The sequence below is a fragment of the Duganella sp. SG902 genome (genome assembly GCF_013376005.1).
Lineage (GTDB): Bacteria > Pseudomonadota > Gammaproteobacteria > Burkholderiales > Burkholderiaceae_D > Rugamonas.
The window spans coordinates 68,610-83,579 of the sequence record NZ_JABMJK010000017.1 but is presented as its reverse complement, the minus strand read 5'-3'; the positions used below and the strand labels follow the sequence as shown (position 1 = coordinate 83,579).

14 protein-coding genes are annotated in these 14,970 nt (G+C 64.7%); 7 read left to right on the top strand and 7 right to left on the bottom strand.

The features are described 5' to 3' along the window. Nucleotides 1–106: 106 nt before the first annotated feature. The 3 genes from gatB to gatC all read right to left on the bottom strand — a co-directional run bounded on the left by gatB (nt 107) and on the right by gatC (nt 3,488). Nucleotides 107–1,567, bottom strand: coding sequence for an Asp-tRNA(Asn)/Glu-tRNA(Gln) amidotransferase subunit GatB (gene gatB, locus FHW83_RS26110; protein WP_176649291.1), 1,461 nt, complete (start codon nt 1,565–1,567; stop codon nt 107–109). A 25-nt stretch (nt 1,568–1,592) separates the two neighbouring features. Next, entirely contained in the window at nt 1,593–3,065 is a 1,473-nt protein-coding gene (gatA, locus tag FHW83_RS26105) for an Asp-tRNA(Asn)/Glu-tRNA(Gln) amidotransferase subunit GatA (RefSeq protein WP_176649290.1), read from the bottom strand. A gap of 120 nt (nt 3,066–3,185) precedes the next feature. Further along, complete coding sequence (gatC, locus tag FHW83_RS26100) at nt 3,186–3,488, bottom strand: Asp-tRNA(Asn)/Glu-tRNA(Gln) amidotransferase subunit GatC (RefSeq protein ID WP_176649289.1); 303 nt, start codon at nt 3,486–3,488, stop codon at nt 3,186–3,188. A gap of 252 nt (nt 3,489–3,740) precedes the next feature. Between gatC and FHW83_RS26095 the strand changes: the two genes are divergently transcribed. From FHW83_RS26095 to FHW83_RS26065, 7 genes are read left to right on the top strand one after another with little or no spacing between them, the layout of a single operon-like run. Further along, nucleotides 3,741–4,784: a rod shape-determining protein gene (locus FHW83_RS26095; RefSeq protein ID WP_072789105.1), complete on the top strand. Its 1,044-nt coding sequence runs from the start codon at nt 3,741–3,743 to the stop codon at nt 4,782–4,784. Nucleotides 4,785–4,835: 51 nt separating this feature from the next. Then, entirely contained in the window at nt 4,836–6,041 is a 1,206-nt protein-coding gene (gene mreC, locus FHW83_RS26090; protein WP_176649288.1) for a rod shape-determining protein MreC, read from the top strand. Further along, the gene (gene mreD / locus FHW83_RS26085; RefSeq protein ID WP_176649287.1) at nt 6,038–6,550 is read left to right on the top strand and encodes a rod shape-determining protein MreD; all 513 of its coding nucleotides are present in this window, start codon (nt 6,038–6,040) and stop codon (nt 6,548–6,550) included. Before mreC ends, mreD begins: the two co-directional genes overlap by 4 nt. Before the next feature lie 20 nt (nt 6,551–6,570). Then, entirely contained in the window at nt 6,571–8,619 is a 2,049-nt protein-coding gene (gene mrdA / locus FHW83_RS26080; protein WP_176649286.1) for a penicillin-binding protein 2, read from the top strand. 12 nt (nt 8,620–8,631) lie between these two features. Next, the gene (rodA, locus tag FHW83_RS26075; RefSeq protein WP_176649285.1) at nt 8,632–9,747 is read left to right on the top strand and encodes a rod shape-determining protein RodA; all 1,116 of its coding nucleotides are present in this window, start codon (nt 8,632–8,634) and stop codon (nt 9,745–9,747) included. Beyond that, complete coding sequence (gene rodA / locus FHW83_RS26070; protein ID WP_176649284.1) at nt 9,747–10,844, top strand: rod shape-determining protein RodA; 1,098 nt, start codon at nt 9,747–9,749, stop codon at nt 10,842–10,844. Before rodA (FHW83_RS26075) ends, rodA (FHW83_RS26070) begins: the two co-directional genes overlap by 1 nt. A gap of 53 nt (nt 10,845–10,897) precedes the next feature. Further along, on the top strand, nt 10,898–11,974 hold the full coding sequence (locus tag FHW83_RS26065; RefSeq protein WP_229224370.1) for a septal ring lytic transglycosylase RlpA family protein: 1,077 nt from the start codon (nt 10,898–10,900) through the stop codon (nt 11,972–11,974). Here FHW83_RS26065 and FHW83_RS26060 read toward each other — a convergent pair whose 3' ends face one another. Genes FHW83_RS26060 through FHW83_RS26045 form a run of 4 tightly spaced genes read right to left on the bottom strand, consistent with a single transcriptional unit; the run spans nt 11,975 to nt 14,970 of the window. Then, a complete protein-coding gene (locus FHW83_RS26060) occupies nt 11,975–12,646 on the bottom strand; it encodes an SPOR domain-containing protein (protein WP_176649282.1) in 672 nt (223 codons plus the stop codon). Between the two features lie 11 nt (nt 12,647–12,657). After that, complete coding sequence (locus FHW83_RS26055) at nt 12,658–13,410, bottom strand: type III pantothenate kinase (protein WP_176649281.1); 753 nt, start codon at nt 13,408–13,410, stop codon at nt 12,658–12,660. Continuing rightward, a complete protein-coding gene (locus tag FHW83_RS26050) occupies nt 13,407–14,195 on the bottom strand; it encodes a biotin--[acetyl-CoA-carboxylase] ligase (protein WP_176649280.1) in 789 nt (262 codons plus the stop codon). The genes FHW83_RS26055 and FHW83_RS26050 overlap by 4 nt, the downstream gene beginning before the upstream one ends. After that, the gene (locus FHW83_RS26045; protein ID WP_176649279.1) at nt 14,188–14,970 is read right to left on the bottom strand and encodes an SDR family oxidoreductase; all 783 of its coding nucleotides are present in this window, start codon (nt 14,968–14,970) and stop codon (nt 14,188–14,190) included. The genes FHW83_RS26050 and FHW83_RS26045 overlap by 8 nt, the downstream gene beginning before the upstream one ends.

Here is a 14,970-nt window from a genome sequence, read left to right as displayed (position 1 = left end):
AATTAAACTACTTATATTATGTAAATATATAGTAATTTTACTACATTTCCAATAAAAAACGCCCCGCGAGCGTTAGCCGGCGGGGCGTTTTTTTGCGAGACGGGGATCAGCCGGCCAGCTTGGCTTTCAGCAGTTCGGTCAGCTGCGCCGGGTTGGCTTTGCCGCGCGAGGCTTTCATGGCCTGGCCGATCAGAGCGTTGATCGCGGCTTCCTTACCGGCGCGATACTGCTCCACCGACCTGGCGTTGTTGGCGATGACTTCGTTGACGATGGCTTCCAGCGCGCCGGTGTCCGAAATCTGTTTCAGGCCTTTCGATTCGATCAGCGCATCAACCAGATTGTCATCGTCCGACTTGGCGGCCCACATGTCGCCAAACAGTTCTTTCGCGGTCTTGTTGTTGATGGTGCCGTCGGCGATACGCTTCAGCATCAGCGCCAGCTGCGCAGGCTTGACCGGCGCGTCCGCGATGTCCACGCCTTCACGGTTCAGGGTCGACGATACGTCGCCCATCAGCCAGTTGGCGGCGGCCTTGGCGTTTTCCTTGCCGGCTGCATCCACCACGGCCACGAAGTAGGTCGCCATGGCTTTCGACGCGGTCAGCACCAGCGAGTCATATTCCGGCAGCGCGTATTCGCTGACGAAGCGTGCGCGCATGGCGGCCGGCAGTTCCGGCATCGACGCTTTCACGGTGTCGATCCACGCGTTGGAGATGACCAGCGGCGGCAGGTCCGGGTCCGGGAAGTAGCGGTAATCCTGCGCGTCTTCCTTGCTGCGCATTTCGCGGGTTTCTTTTTTGTCCGGATCGTACAGGCGGGTCGCCTGCACCACCTTGCCGCCGTCTTCAATCAGCTCGATCTGGCGGCGCACTTCCACGTGCACGGCTTCCTCGATGAAGCGGAACGAGTTCAGGTTCTTGATCTCGCAGCGGGTGCCGAATTCTTTCTGGCCTTTCGGACGCACGGAGACGTTGATGTCGCAGCGGAACGAGCCTTCCTGCATATTGCCGTCGCAGACGCCCAGCCACATCACCAGCGAGTGCAGGGCTTTGCAGTAGGCCACCGCTTCAGCGGCGCTGCGGATTTCCGGCTCGGAGACGATTTCCAGCAGCGGCGTGCCGGCGCGATTCAGGTCGATGCCCGACATGCCGGCATAGTCCTCGTGCAGCGATTTGCCGGCGTCTTCTTCCAGGTGGGCGCGCGTCAGGTTGACGGTCTTGGTGACGAATTCGCCATCCTTGTCGTAGCCGAAGGTGATGGCGCCGCCTTGCACCACCGGGTCTTCGAACTGGCTGATCTGGTAGCCCTTCGGCAGATCCGGGTAGAAGTAGTTTTTGCGGGCGAAGATCGAGGCCGGCGCGATTTTCGCGCCCACGGCCAGGCCGAAGCGGATCGCGCGGTCCACCGCCTGCTTGTTCATGACCGGCAGCACGCCTGGCAGCGCCAGGTCAACCGGGCTGGCTTGCGTGTTGGCTTCCGCGCCGAAGGTGGTCGGCGAGCCGCTGAAGATTTTAGATGCGGTAGTGAGTTGTACGTGGTTCTCAATACCGATGACGACTTCCCATTCCATATGATTCTCGCTGTATTCGTTGTTCTTAGATGCCGGCCGGAGCGCGGGTGTGCCAGTCGGTCGCTTGCTGGTAGGCGTGCGCCACATTCAGCAGCTTGGCTTCACCAAAGTGCTTGCCGATGATCTGCAGGCCGACCGGGCGATTCTTCGCGCCGAAGCCCACCGGGATCGACATGCCAGGCAGGCCGGCCAGGCTGGTGGACAGGGTGTAGATGTCGGCCAGGTAGGCGGCCACCGGGTCGTCCGACTTGTCGCCCAGATCCCACGCCACGGTTGGCGCCACCGGGCCCATGATGACATCGCACACGGCGTCCGGGCCGTTCAGCACCTTCTCGAAATCCTGCGCGATCAGGCGGCGGATCTTCTGCGCCTTCAGGTAGTAGGCGTCGTAGTAGCCATGGCACAGCACATAGGTGCCGACCATGATGCGGCGCTTGACCTCAGGACCGAAGCCCTGGTCGCGGGTCTTGCGGTACATGTCCTGCAGGTCCTTGTAGCCTTCGGCGCGGAAGCCGTAGCGCACACCGTCAAAGCGCGACAGGTTGGACGAGGCTTCGGCCGGCGCGATCATGTAATAGGCCGGGATCGACAGCGCGGTATTCGGCAGCGAGACATCCACCAGCGTCGCGCCCAGTTCGACGTACTTGGCCAGCGCGGCGCGCACGGCGTCTTCCACGTCTTTCGACAGGCCTTCACCGAAGTATTCCTTCGGCACGCCGATGCGCAGGCCGGTCAGCGGCTGGCCCAGTTCGCGGGTGAAGTCTTCGTCCACGCCGCCCAGTTCCGGCGTCAGCGAGGTCGAGTCGCGTTCGTCGAAGCCGGCCATGGCGTTCAGCAGCAGGGCGCAATCCTCGGCGGTTTGCGCCATCGGGCCGCCCTGGTCCAGCGACGAGGCAAACGCGATCATGCCGAAGCGCGATACGCGGCCGTAGGTCGGCTTGATGCCGGTGATGCCGCAGAAGGCGGCCGGCTGGCGGATCGAGCCGCCGGTGTCGGTGCCGGTGACGGCTGGCGACAGGCGCGCGGCGATGGCCGCTGCCGAGCCGCCCGACGAGCCGCCCGGCACGGCGCTCTTGTCCCACGGGTTTTTCACCGCGCCGAAGGCCGAGTTCTCGTTGGCCGAGCCCATGGCGAATTCGTCGCAATTCAGCTTGCCCAGGGTGACCATGCCGGCTTTGCGGAACTTCTCGACCACGGTGGCGTCGAATGGGCTGACGTAGTTGGCCAGCATTTTCGAACCGGCGGTCGAGCGCCAGCCCTTGGTGACGAAGATGTCCTTGTGGGCGATCGGCACGCCGGTCAGCGGGGTGGCGGTGCCGGCGGCGATGCGCGCGTCGGCTTCGGCGGCTTGCGCCAGGGTCAGTTCGCGCTCCACGTGCAGGAAGGCGTTCAGATCGCTTTTCTCGATACGGTCGAGGAAGTGCGTGGCCAGTTCGGTGGCGGAAATCGCTTTGCTCTGCAGGAGTGCGGACAGCTCTTTAATGGTTTTGGTGTGCATGGTGGTTCAGTTGAATTCGTTGCGTCGTCAGCGTCATTCCGGCGGAGGCCGGAATCCATAGAACGCGAGCCTGGATGCTCAGCATGGATCCCGGCCTGCGCCGGCATGACGTGGTGTTTTTTACTCGATCACTTTCGGCACCAGGTACAAGCCGTCCTGGGTCTTCGGCGCCACGGTTTGATAGTCGTCGCGGCGATTCGGTTCGCTGGCCACGTCTTCGCGCAGGCGCAGGGCGATGTTGTTCATGTGCGCCGCCAGCGGGTGGCTCAGCGGGGCAACGCCTTCGGTGTCGACCGCCTGCATCTGCTCGGCCAGCGCAAAAATGCCATTGAGCTGGTCCAGCGCCGTGGCGGCCTGCTGCTCGCTCATCTCAAGTTGGGCCAGTTTGGCAATGCGGGTTACGTCGGATAAGGTCAGGGACATGGCGCGGTTAATTGTAATATTGATAAAAACTTGAATATCTGCCTATTCGTCTTCAACTAGCGACGAATGCCGCTTAAATCGCGGGCTCGGGCACTGCACTTTTGGATGGATTTTGGATAAATCGCAGTCAAATTATAAGGTAGAATGGCGGGTTGATGCGTTGTCGGCGCCGAATCATTGCTGCCGCCGCATTCGGACAGAATTTTCACTTAACGGTTTACGCGCACACTGGTAGCGCCACAGGACACTTTAATGTTTGGTTTTTTACGTCGTTACATTTCCTCCGACCTGGCCATTGACTTGGGCACGGCCAATACTTTGATCTACGTCCGCGGCCAAGGCATCGTTCTGGATGAACCTTCGGTGGTGGCGATCCGCCAGGAAGGCGGCCCGAATGGCAAGAAGACCATTCAAGCGGTTGGTAAAGAAGCAAAGCAGATGCTGGGCAAGGTGCCTGGCAATATCGAGGCGATCCGCCCGATGAAAGACGGCGTGATCGCCGACTTCACCGTCACCGAGCAAATGCTGAAGCAGTTCATCCGCATGGTGCACGACTCCAAATTCTTCCGTCCATCGCCACGCATCATCATCTGCGTGCCGTGCGGCTCGACCCAGGTGGAACGCCGCGCGATCCGCGAATCGGCGCTGGGCGCCGGCGCCTCGCAGGTGTACCTGATCGAAGAGCCGATGGCGGCAGCCATCGGCGCCGGCCTGCCGGTCTCCGACGCCACCGGCTCGATGGTGGTCGACATCGGCGGCGGCACCACCGAGGTGGGCATCATCTCGCTGGGCGGCATGGTGTACAAAGGTTCGGTGCGCGTCGGCGGCGACAAGTTCGATGAAGCCATCGTCAACTACATCCGCCGCAACTACGGCATGCTGATCGGCGAGCAGACTGCGGAAGCGATCAAGAAAGCCATCGGTTCGGCCTTCCCAGGCTCCGAAGTCAAGGAGATGGAAGTCAAGGGCCGCAACCTGTCGGAAGGTATTCCGCGCTCGTTCACCATCTCGTCCAACGAGATCCTGGAGGCGCTGACCGACCCGCTGAACAACATCGTCTCGGCCGTGAAGAACGCGCTGGAACAGACCCCGCCGGAACTGGGCGCGGACATCGCGGAAAAAGGCATGATGCTGACCGGCGGCGGCGCGCTGCTGCGCGACCTGGATCGCCTGCTGATGGAGGAAACCGGCCTGCCGGTGCTGGTGGCGGAAGATCCGCTGACCTGCGTGGTGCGCGGCTCCGGCATGGCGCTGGAGCGGATGGACCAACTGGGTTCGATCTTCTCCTACGAATGATCTGACTAAAACGGGGCCGCGAAACAGCGGCCCCGATGCTTATTGGAAGTCATGGAATACAGTCCTCCGCCACTTTTCAAGCAAGGCGCCTCGGCGCGGGTCAAGATGACGGTGTTCGCGTGCATATCGATTGCACTGCTGCTGGTCGATTCGCATATGCGAACCCTGACCACGGTGCGCCAGGTGGCCGGCACCGTGCTGTATCCGCTGCAAATGGCGGCCTTGCTGCCGCGCGACGCCATCTACGGCGTCGGCGATTATTTCTCCACCTTGTCGTCGATGGAAAAGCAGGTGCGCGAGCTGCGCCGCCAGCAGATCCTCAGTTCGCAGGCTTTGCAGCAGGCGCAGTTGCAGGCCGCCGAGAACGCGCAGCTGCGCCGCCTGCTGGAGGCGCGCCAGCATCTGCCGGTGAAGTCGATGCTGGCCGATGTGCTGTACGATGCGCGCGACGTCAACAGCCGCAAGATCATTCTCGATCGCGGCACGCGCCATGATGTGACGCTGGGTTTGCCGGTGATCGACAACCAGGGCGTGGTAGGGCAGGTGACGCGGGTGTTCCCGTTCACCTCCGAGGTGACCCTGTTGTCCGACAAGGAGCAGGCGATTCCGGTGCAGCTGCTGCGCAATGGCTTGCGGTCCGTGGCCTATGGACGCGGCAAGGCCGGTAATCTGGAACTGCGCTTCACGGCGCCGAATGCGGATATTCAGGTGGGCGATATCGTGGTCACCTCGGGCCTGGACGGCGTGTATCCGGCCGGGCTGGCGGTGGCGCGCGTGACGCAGGTGGAAAACAGCGCCGGCGGCTCGTTCGGCGGTGTGATCTGCCAGCCGCTGGCCGGCATCATGAACAACACGCAGCTGCTGATCCTGATGTCGACGCCGGACATGCCTCCACGTCCGGCGGATGAGGAGCCGCGCGCGCCGCGCAAGCACAATAACAAGATGGCGCCGATCAAGGATGTGCCGAAAGAGGAGGGCCAGCCGGCAGCCGCCGGCGCCGTGCCGGCCGCCGCGCCGGCCGCGAATGGCGCCCCCGGCCTGATGCCCGTGATGCCGCCGCCCGCGCCCAAGCCTGCCGCCACCGATGCCGCAGGCGCCGCGACCGCGCCAGCCACCGGTCAAGCGGCTGCCGGCGCCAAGTCCGCCGTCGCGCCAGCCGCCGGCCCCGCAGCCACGGGCACCAAGTCCGCCGCCGCCGCGCCAGCTGGCGCACCGGCCGCGCCGCACGCCAATCAATCCAAGGAGCCGGCACGATGAATCGTCCGCATTACATCCTGCTGCCGGTCAGCCCGCTGTTCATCGCCTTCAGCCTGTTCTGCGCCTTTCTTCTGAACCTGCTGCCTTGGGGCCAGTTCATCGGCGTGCCGGACTTCGTGGCGCTGGTGCTGGTGTTTTGGGGTGTGCACCAGCCGCGCAAGGTCGGCATCGGCACCGCTTTCTTCCTCGGCCTGCTGATGGACGTGCACGACGCCACACTGCTGGGCGAGAACGCGCTGTCGTACACATTGCTGTCGTACTTCGCCATCATGCTGCACCGCCGGGTGCTGTGGTTCCCGATCTGGACCCAGGCCATGCACGTGTTCCCGCTGTTGCTGATGGCGCAGTCGGTACAACTGGTGGTGCGCTTCTTCGTGTCCGGCAAATTCCCAGGCTGGTTCTACTTCATCGAAAGCGTGGTGGCGTCGGCCCTATGGCCGCTGACCACCTGGCTGCTGCTGGCGCCACAACGCCGCGCGGTGGACCGCGACCATACCCGCCCGATCTGATTTGATACCGCGTCGATAGCATGACTGAAATTAAGGACAACCAGCGCGAACTGCAGCAGTTCCGCCTGCGCCTGACGGTGCTGGGTGGACTGGTGTTTTTCTGCTTCGCGATGCTGCTGCTGCGCTTCATCTGGCTGCAGGTCGTGAAGTACAGCGACTTCGCCGTGAAAGCGGAAGAGAACCGCATCGCCATCGTGCCCATCGTGCCGAACCGCGGTCTGATTTTGGACCGCAACGGCGTGGTCCTGGCGCGCAACTACTCCGCCTTCACGCTGGAGATCACGCCGTCCAAGCTGCACACCACGCTGGACGAAGCCATCGACGAGCTGTCCAAGCTGGTGACGGTGGACGTAAAAGACCGCAAGCGCTTCAAGAAGCTGCTGGATGAATCCAAAGGCTTTGAAAGCGTGCCGCTGCGCACCCGCCTGACCGACGAGGAAGTGGCGCGCTTCACCGCGCAGCGCTTCCGCTTTCCCGGCGTGGAAGTGCAGGCGCGCCTGTTTCGCCAGTACCCGCTGGGCGAAACCGCTTCGCACGTGATCGGCTACATCGGCCGCATCAACCAGAACGAAGTGAAAGCCATCGAGGCCACCGACGACGGCCCGAATTACAAGGGCACCGACCATATCGGCAAAGAGGGCCTGGAAAAAAGCTACGAAAAGCAGCTGCACGGCCAGACCGGCTACGAGGAAGTGGAAGTATCGGCCGGCGGCCGCGCCATCCGCACTCTGTCGCGCACGCCCGCCACGCCGGGCAATAACCTGATCCTGTCGATCGACATCGAACTGCAAAAGGTGGTGGAAGAAGCGTTTGGCGAATGGCGCGGCGCCTTCGTCGCCATCGAACCGGAGACGGGCGACATCCTGGCCTACGTCTCGCGTCCCGGCTATGACCCCAACCTGTTCGTCGACGGCATCGACTCGCAAAGCTGGAACGAACTCAATACCTCGCTGGACCGGCCGATGGTGAACCGTCCGCTGTCCGGCACCTACGCGCCGGGTTCCACCTTCAAGCCCTTCATGGCGCTGGCCGCGCTGGAACTGGGCAAGCGCAATCCGGCCACCGCGTACCCGGACCCCGGCTACTTCTATCTCGGCGGCCACAAGTTCCGCGACGATAAAGTGGGCGGCCACGGCAACGTCGATTTGCGCCGCTCGGTCATCGTGTCCTGCAATACGTACTACTACCAGCTCGGCAACGACATGGGCATCGACGCCATCACCACCTTCATGAAGCCATTCGGCTTCGGTGAAAAAACCGGCATCGACCTGGATAACGAAAAGACCGGCGTGCTGCCGTCGAAAGAGTGGAAGCGCAAGCGCTTCAAGGGCAACGCCGGCAAGTGGGTTGGCGGCGACACCATCTCGGTGTCCAACGGCTCCGGCTACAACTCGTACACCCCGCTGCAGATCGCCCACGCCATGGCCAACCTGGCCAACAACGGCATTGTGATGAAGCCTCACCTGGTGAAGATCATCGAGGACGGCGGCACGCGCGCGCGCAAGCTCACCGTGCCGAGCGAAAGTTACCGCATCCCGCTCAAGCAGGAAAACATCGACATCATCAAGAGCGCCATGGTGGGCGTGAACAGTGAGCCGGGCGGCACCGCCTACCGCGCCTTCGCCAACGCCGGCTACACCTCCGGCGGCAAGACCGGCACGGCGCAGGTGGTGGGCATCAAGGCCAACGAGAAGTACAACGCCGCCGCGTTGGCCGAGCGTCTGCGCGACAACGCTCTGTACACCGCCTTCGCGCCGGCCGACAAGCCGAAGATCGTGGTGGCCATGGTGGTGGAAAACGCCGGCTGGGGCGCGGAGATCGCCGCGCCGATCGCGCGCAAGGCGCTCGACTTCTACCTGTTGGGCAAGCGTCCGACCGACAAGGAGACCACCAAGGTGCCGAAGGAGGACGCGGCGGAATTCGTGCCGATCGAGGATCCCGAGGCCGCCGAAGCCGCCGCCGCAGCGGCCGAAGCGCGCCGCGAGCCTGCGCCGCCGCCTGCGCCGCCGCCCACGCCCGCCGCCGCGCCGGCCGCGCAGCCGGTGGCGCCGGTGCGGAAGAAACAATAAGGAGTTCCGATCATGCGCATACACGAAAGACGTTCGCTGTGGCGTCGCATGCGACCCTACTTCACCGTGTTTGACGGCCCGCTCACGCTCATCATTATCATGCTGCTGACGGTGAGCATGATTACCCTGTATTCGGCCAGCATCGGCATCCCGGGCAAGATGGAGGACCAGGTACGCAACATCCTGCTGTCCTTCTTCGTCATGTGGCTGGTGGCGAACATCTCGCCGCAGATGATGATGCGGATCGCCGTTCCCGCATACGCCTTCGGCGTGTTCCTGCTTGTGTGCGTGGCGCTGTTCGGCACCATCAAGCTGGGCGCGCGGCGCTGGCTGCACATTGGCGTGGTGGATATCCAGCCGTCGGAATTCATGAAGATCGTCACGCCGCTGATGCTGGCATGGTTCTTCCAGAGCCGCGCCGGCCACCTGACGTGGCAGTCGTATGCCATCGCGGCGCTGCTGCTGGCGGTGCCGGTGGGCCTGATCGTGCGCCAGCCGGACCTGGGCACGGCGTTGCTGGTGGTGGCGGCCGGTTTCTGCGTGATCTTCCTGGCCGGCCTGGCGTGGAAGGCGCTGGTGGGATTGTTCGCGGCCGGCGCGGCCAGCCTGCCGATTATCTGGTCGGTGCTGCACGACTACCAGCGCGAGCGCGTGATGACGCTGATCGACCCGACCTCGGACCCGCTGGGCAAGGGTTTCCACATCATCCAATCCACCATCGCGGTGGGATCGGGCGGCGTCACCGGCAAGGGCTGGACGCACGGCACCCAGGCCCACCTCGAATTCATCCCCGAGCGCACCACCGACTTTATCTTTGCGGTCTACTCGGAGGAATTTGGCCTGATCGGCAACCTGATCCTGATGGTGCTGTACCTGATGCTGATCGGCCGCGGCCTGATGATCGCCGGGAATGCGCCCAACTTCTTTACCCGCCTGCTGGCCGGCGCGGTCACCATGATTTACTTCACCTATGCCTTCGTCAACATGGGCATGGTGAGCGGCATCCTGCCGGTGGTGGGCGTGCCGCTGCCGTTCATGAGCTATGGCGGCACCGCGCTGCTGACGCTGGGTCTGGGCGCCGGCATCCTGATGAGCATCCAGCGCCACCGCAAACTGGTGCAGACCTGATGGCGATTGCGGATGGACGCTCGCTGTGGCAGCGTGTGCAGCCCTACGTGCTGGTGTTCGATGTGCCGCTGGCGCTGATCATCGGCGTGCTGCTGTCGGTCGGCCTGATCACCTTGTACTCGGCCGGCATCGCCATTCCGGGCAAGGTGTGGGACCAGCTGCGCAATATCGCGGCGGCGGTGCTGGTGATGTGGATCGTGGCGAATATCCCGCCGCAGACCATGATGCGGATGGCGGTGCCGGTGTACGCGGTCGGCGTGGCGCTGCTGGTGGCGGTGGCGCTGTTTGGCGTAATCAAGGGCGGCTCGCGCCGCTGGCTGTACGTCGGCACGCAGATCCAGCCTTCCGAGTTGATGAAGATCGCGATGCCGCTGATGCTGGCGTGGTTCTTCCAGCGCGAGCAGGGACATGTGCGCTGGCAGACCTACGTGATCGCCGCGCTGCTGCTGGCGATACCGGCCGGCCTGATCGCGCGCCAGCCGGACCTTGGCACCGCGCTGCTGGTGACGGCGGCCGGCGCCTACGTGATCTTCCTCGGCGGCCTGTCGTGGCGCGCGCTGGGCGTGCTGGCCGGCCTGGCGGCGGCCGCGTTGCCACTGTTGTGGGCCGTGATGCACGACTACCAGCGCGACCGCGTGCTGACGCTGATCGATCCGTATCACGACCCGCTGGGCAAGGGCTTCCACATCATCCAGTCGATGATCGCCATCGGCTCCGGCGGCGTGACTGGCAAGGGCTGGACCCACGGCACCCAGGCCCACCTGGAATTCATCCCCGAGCGCACCACCGACTTTATCTTTGCCGTGTTCTCGGAGGAGTTTGGCCTGCTTGGCAACCTGGTGCTGATGGTGCTGTACCTGCTACTGATCTGGCGCGGCCTGACCATCGCCATGAATGCGCCGACCTTGTTTACACGCCTGCTGGCCGGCGCCGTCACCATGATTTACTTCACCTACGCCTTCGTCAACATGGGCATGGTGAGCGGGATTATTCCGGTGGTGGGCGTGCCGCTGCCGTTCATGAGCTATGGCGGCACGGCCTTGATGACCCTCGGTCTCGGAGGCGGTATCCTGATGAGTGTGCAGCGTCATCGGTGATACTATCTCGGCCTATGCGCTTCTCACGTCTTCATCTTATCAATCTGACCACCATGGCCACGGCGCTGGCACTGGTGGGCTGCGGCAGCGCGCCGGTGGCCACGCAGCCGGCGCCGCGTCCCGTGCAGACCGGCGGGCCGGTGATCAAATCGCCGTCCACCACCAAGCCCGATCCGTCGCTGCCGGTGCTGCCGCCCGCGAACTCGGGTCGTGGCGGCTACTACCAGGACGATGGTCCCGGCGACTCGCCGCCGCCCAACCTGGCCGACACGCCGGACGCAGACGTGCGCAACGATCCGCTGCTGCCGCGCTCCAACCGTCCCTATGTCGTCTTCGGCAAGACCTACACGCCGATCACCAACGACGAACCGTTCACGCAGATCGGCATCGGCAGTTGGTACGGCAAGAAATTCCACGGCCAGCGTACCTCCTCCGGGGAACTGTACGACATGTACAAGATGACGGCGGCCCATCCCACGCTGCCGATTCCCTCCTACGCGCGCCTGACCAATATGCTGAGCGGCGCCACCGTGATCGTGCGCATCAACGACCGTGGACCGTTCCACGCCAACCGCGCCATCGACGTCTCGTACACGGCGGCCCTGAAACTGGGCTTGCTGGGCAAGGGCAGCCACGAACTGAAAATCGAACGCATCCTGCCGGAGGAAATCGACCGCATGCTGGCCACGCGCGATGGCATATCGGGCAGCGCCAAGGCGCGCCTGACGCCGCAGCCCAAGGATCGCCTGGCGCAGGCCTCCAACGCGCCGACACCGACCGTGACCGCCACCATGATCAATCAGCCGCTGGTGCTGACGCCGTCGGCGCCGGCCGGCCCGCCGAAGGATATCGAGACGCTGATGCTGGCCGACCGCGCGCCGGCGGACTACGCGGCGCCCGCCGCCCCAGCGGGCGGCTTCTATTTGCAGCTGGGCGCCTACTCGCGCGCGGAAAATGCCGACGCCGTGCGCGGCAAGCTGGCGAGCAAACTGAATGGACTGGAGGTGGTGCAGGGCGGTTCGGTGTTCCGCCTGTTCAGCGGTCCGTTCACCACGCGGCAGGAAGCGCAGCAGGCGGCGCAAGGGCTGCCGACATCGCTGGGCCTCAAGCCCATCGTGGTGCAGCGCTGATTATTTGCAGTTGCGCAGTTCCGCGTTGGGGAAGCCGGCGCGAATCTTTTCCAGCCTGGCCTTGAGGTCGGCGTCGACGTCGCGGAACTGGAAGGCCAGCAGCTTGCTGCCGCTCATGCGCGGCGCCACGCGCGCGGTGCGCACGCCTTGCTTCATCAACGCCGCCAGCTGGTTCTGCGCCGCGCCCTCGGTCTTGAACACGCCCAGCGAGATCCCCCAGCGCAGCGGCGTGTTATCGGACATGACGAAGTAATTGGTGATGCCCAGCGCGCGCAGCTCGCCGGCCTTCTTGTCGGCGCCTTCCTTGCTGCCTTGCGGCGGAATATAAACGATATAGCTCGATATCTCGGTGCCCGGCAGGTTGTGGCGCGACTGGCGGTCGCCCAGTTTCAGCGCTTCCAGCTGGCTTTCGAAACGGCGCGCGTCGGCCAGCACGAAACTGGCGATCTCCACGCAGGCCTGCGTTTCCGGCTTGGCTTCCGGCGCGGTGGCGCTCACGCTGGCGGCGTTGGCTTTTTCGGCCGGGATGATGGTCAGCTTGTTGGCGTTCAGTTGATTGAGCAGCCGCTCCGGTTCGTGCTCGTTGCCGCTGAAGTGGCCCAGATAGCCGCGCCCATACGCGAACAGCGCGGCGTTCACGGCGAGCAGGGACCAGAAAATAAACTTCAGCACAGGGTGTTCCTCTATCCGGCGCTGCGCACGGCAGCGTGTAATCCGATCAGCACGATGTTTTCAACGATACGGTACGGTACTTTCAGCATCGGCGCGATGTAGGGCGCGGCGCCGCCCGAGATGATGCACTCGGCGGCCTGATGCTGGGCGCAGGCATGTTCGATGGCGCCGCTCTGCGCGGCCAGGATGCCGCTCAGGATGGCGTCGTCGGTGTTGTCCGCGAATCCATCCGCCAGCTTACCGTCTTGGGCGATCTGCGGCAACTGCGCGGTGTTGCGCGCCAGCGAGCTGGCCATCAGGCCCAGTCCAGGCAGGATCATCCCGCCCAGGAACAGGCCGTCCGGGGTGACGGCGTCGATGGTGGTGGCGGTGCCGCAGTTGACCACGATGGCCGCCACGCCCGGCGCCAGCGCGTGGCCGGCGATGGCGGCGGCGAAACGGTCGCAACCCAGCTGCGCCGGATTGCGGTAGCCGTTGGTGAGGCCGGCCAGCGCCGGCAGCGACGCGAACCACTCCACCGGCGCCTCCGGCATGCAGCGTTGCAGCACGTATTCCACCTGCACGCGCAGGGCGTTGCCGGCGACGTTGGCGATCAGCACGCGGCTGACGCCATGCATGGCGGCGGCCTCGCACCAGACCAGTTCCAGTTGCGGCATGTCGGCGTGGCTGGCGGCGCCGTGCGCGGTCCAGTCGCCCAGCGGCGCGTCCGGCGCCACCAGCGCCCATTTGACGCGGGTGTTGCCGGCGTCGATCAGTAAAATCATGTTGGTGCTCCCGATAAGCGCAGCGATACATCGCCGGAGAGGATTTCCACGCGGCCCTGGCCGGTGTCCAGCAGCAGACGGCCGATGTGGTCCACGCCGACAGCGCGGCCTTGTTGCAGCACGGCGCCCTGGTCCAGCAGGACCACGTCCCGGCCCTGCCACGCGTGCAGCGCGTTCCAGCGTTCCGTGAACGGCGCGAAGCCGGTATCGTCGAATTCCGCCAGCACGGCGGCCAGGCGGCTGAGCAGGGCGGCCATCAGCTGGTTGCGGTCCATCTGCGCCAGCCATGGCGCGCTGGCGACTTCGCGGCCGATCGCCGCTTCCAGTTCGTCCGGCATGACGAGGTTGATGCCGCAGCCGATGACGGCCCAGATGGCGTCGTCGGTTTTCTGCGTTTCGACCAGAATGCCGGCCAGCTTGGCGCCATCACGCAGCAGGTCATTTGGCCATTTGATCCGCACCGGCACGCCCAGCGAGACGATGGTTTCGGCCAGCGCCACGCCGACCGCCATCGGCAGGCCGCTCATCTTGTGCAGCGGGCCTTTGAAGGGCCAGGCCAGGGAGAACATCAGCGCGGCGCCAGGCTTGGACAGCCACGCACGGCCGGCGCGGCCCCGGCCTGCGGTCTGGTTCTCAGCGATGCGCAGCAGCGGGCCGTTCAAGCTGCCAATGCGAGCCAGCAGGTCGGCGTTGGTGGAGCCGGTTTCGGCGACGACTTCAATCGCCACGTGGGTGGCGGAGGTGGCGCAGTGCGCGCTGATGGCCTGGGCGGACAAGTTACTCATGGCGCGCTTGACGAGGTTTGTGCGGCGCCTTACCGAAGGCCCAGTCGTAGACGGGATTCGGCAGCAGGCGCAGCACCTTGGCGACGATCCCCATCTGCCAAGGAATGACGGCGTAGCTGCGGCCGGCGGCGATCACGCGCGCGGCCTGCACGGCAAATTTGTCCGGGTCCATCAGGAACGGCATGGGGTAGGGATTCTTCTGCGTCATCGGCGTGTCGATGTAGCCGGGGCAGATGGTGACCACGCGGATGCCGTGCGGCTTCATCTCCAGCCGCAGCGACTCGCAGTAGCTGATCACCGCCGCCTTGGATGCGCTGTACGCCTCGGCACCCGGCAGGCCGCGGATGCCGGCCACGCTGCCGATGCCCACCAGCCGCCCCGGCGTGCGCTGCGCGCGCATGGCGGCGATGAAGGGCGCGAAAGTGGCGGCGGTGGCCACCACGTTGGTGGCGATGATCTCGGCGAAGACCGGAATGTCTTCCGCATACTCGGTCAGCGTGCCGACCGAGATGCCGGCGTTGGCGATCACCACGTCAACGCCGCCGGCGGCGCTGAGGAAGGCCTGCGCCGCCTCGTTGATGGCGGCGTGGTCGCGCACATCCACCGCGTAGGCCCGGTGCTGCTGTGGATTGGGGAGCGTGGCGATCAGGGCGGCGAGCGCTTCGCCGCGCCGGGCCAGCAGGCCCAGCGTGGCGCCCTGCGCCGCATACTGGCGGGCCAGCGCGGCGCCCAGGCCGCTGGAGGCGCCGGTGATGAAGACGCGCAAAGGCGTCAT

Excerpts from the sequence above, each read along its gene's own strand:
- gatB (WP_176649291.1), bottom strand. The coding sequence starts at position 1,567 with ATGGAATGGGAAGTCGTCATCGGTATTGAGAACCACGTACAACTCACT.
- gatA (WP_176649290.1), bottom strand. The coding sequence starts at position 3,065 with ATGCACACCAAAACCATTAAAGAGCTGTCCGCACTCCTGCAGAGCAAA.
- gatC (WP_176649289.1), bottom strand. The coding sequence starts at position 3,488 with ATGTCCCTGACCTTATCCGACGTAACCCGCATTGCCAAACTGGCCCAA.
- FHW83_RS26095 (WP_072789105.1), top strand. The coding sequence starts at position 3,741 with ATGTTTGGTTTTTTACGTCGTTACATTTCCTCCGACCTGGCCATTGAC.
- mreC (WP_176649288.1), top strand. The coding sequence starts at position 4,836 with ATGGAATACAGTCCTCCGCCACTTTTCAAGCAAGGCGCCTCGGCGCGG.
- mreD (WP_176649287.1), top strand. The coding sequence starts at position 6,038 with ATGAATCGTCCGCATTACATCCTGCTGCCGGTCAGCCCGCTGTTCATC.
- mrdA (WP_176649286.1), top strand. The coding sequence starts at position 6,571 with ATGACTGAAATTAAGGACAACCAGCGCGAACTGCAGCAGTTCCGCCTG.
- rodA (WP_176649285.1), top strand. The coding sequence starts at position 8,632 with ATGCGCATACACGAAAGACGTTCGCTGTGGCGTCGCATGCGACCCTAC.
- rodA (WP_176649284.1), top strand. The coding sequence starts at position 9,747 with ATGGCGATTGCGGATGGACGCTCGCTGTGGCAGCGTGTGCAGCCCTAC.
- FHW83_RS26065 (WP_229224370.1), top strand. The coding sequence starts at position 10,898 with ATGGCCACGGCGCTGGCACTGGTGGGCTGCGGCAGCGCGCCGGTGGCC.
- FHW83_RS26055 (WP_176649281.1), bottom strand. The coding sequence starts at position 13,410 with ATGATTTTACTGATCGACGCCGGCAACACCCGCGTCAAATGGGCGCTG.
- FHW83_RS26050 (WP_176649280.1), bottom strand. The coding sequence starts at position 14,195 with ATGAGTAACTTGTCCGCCCAGGCCATCAGCGCGCACTGCGCCACCTCC.
- FHW83_RS26045 (WP_176649279.1), bottom strand. The coding sequence starts at position 14,970 with ATGACGCCTTTGCGCGTCTTCATCACCGGCGCCTCCAGCGGCCTGGGC.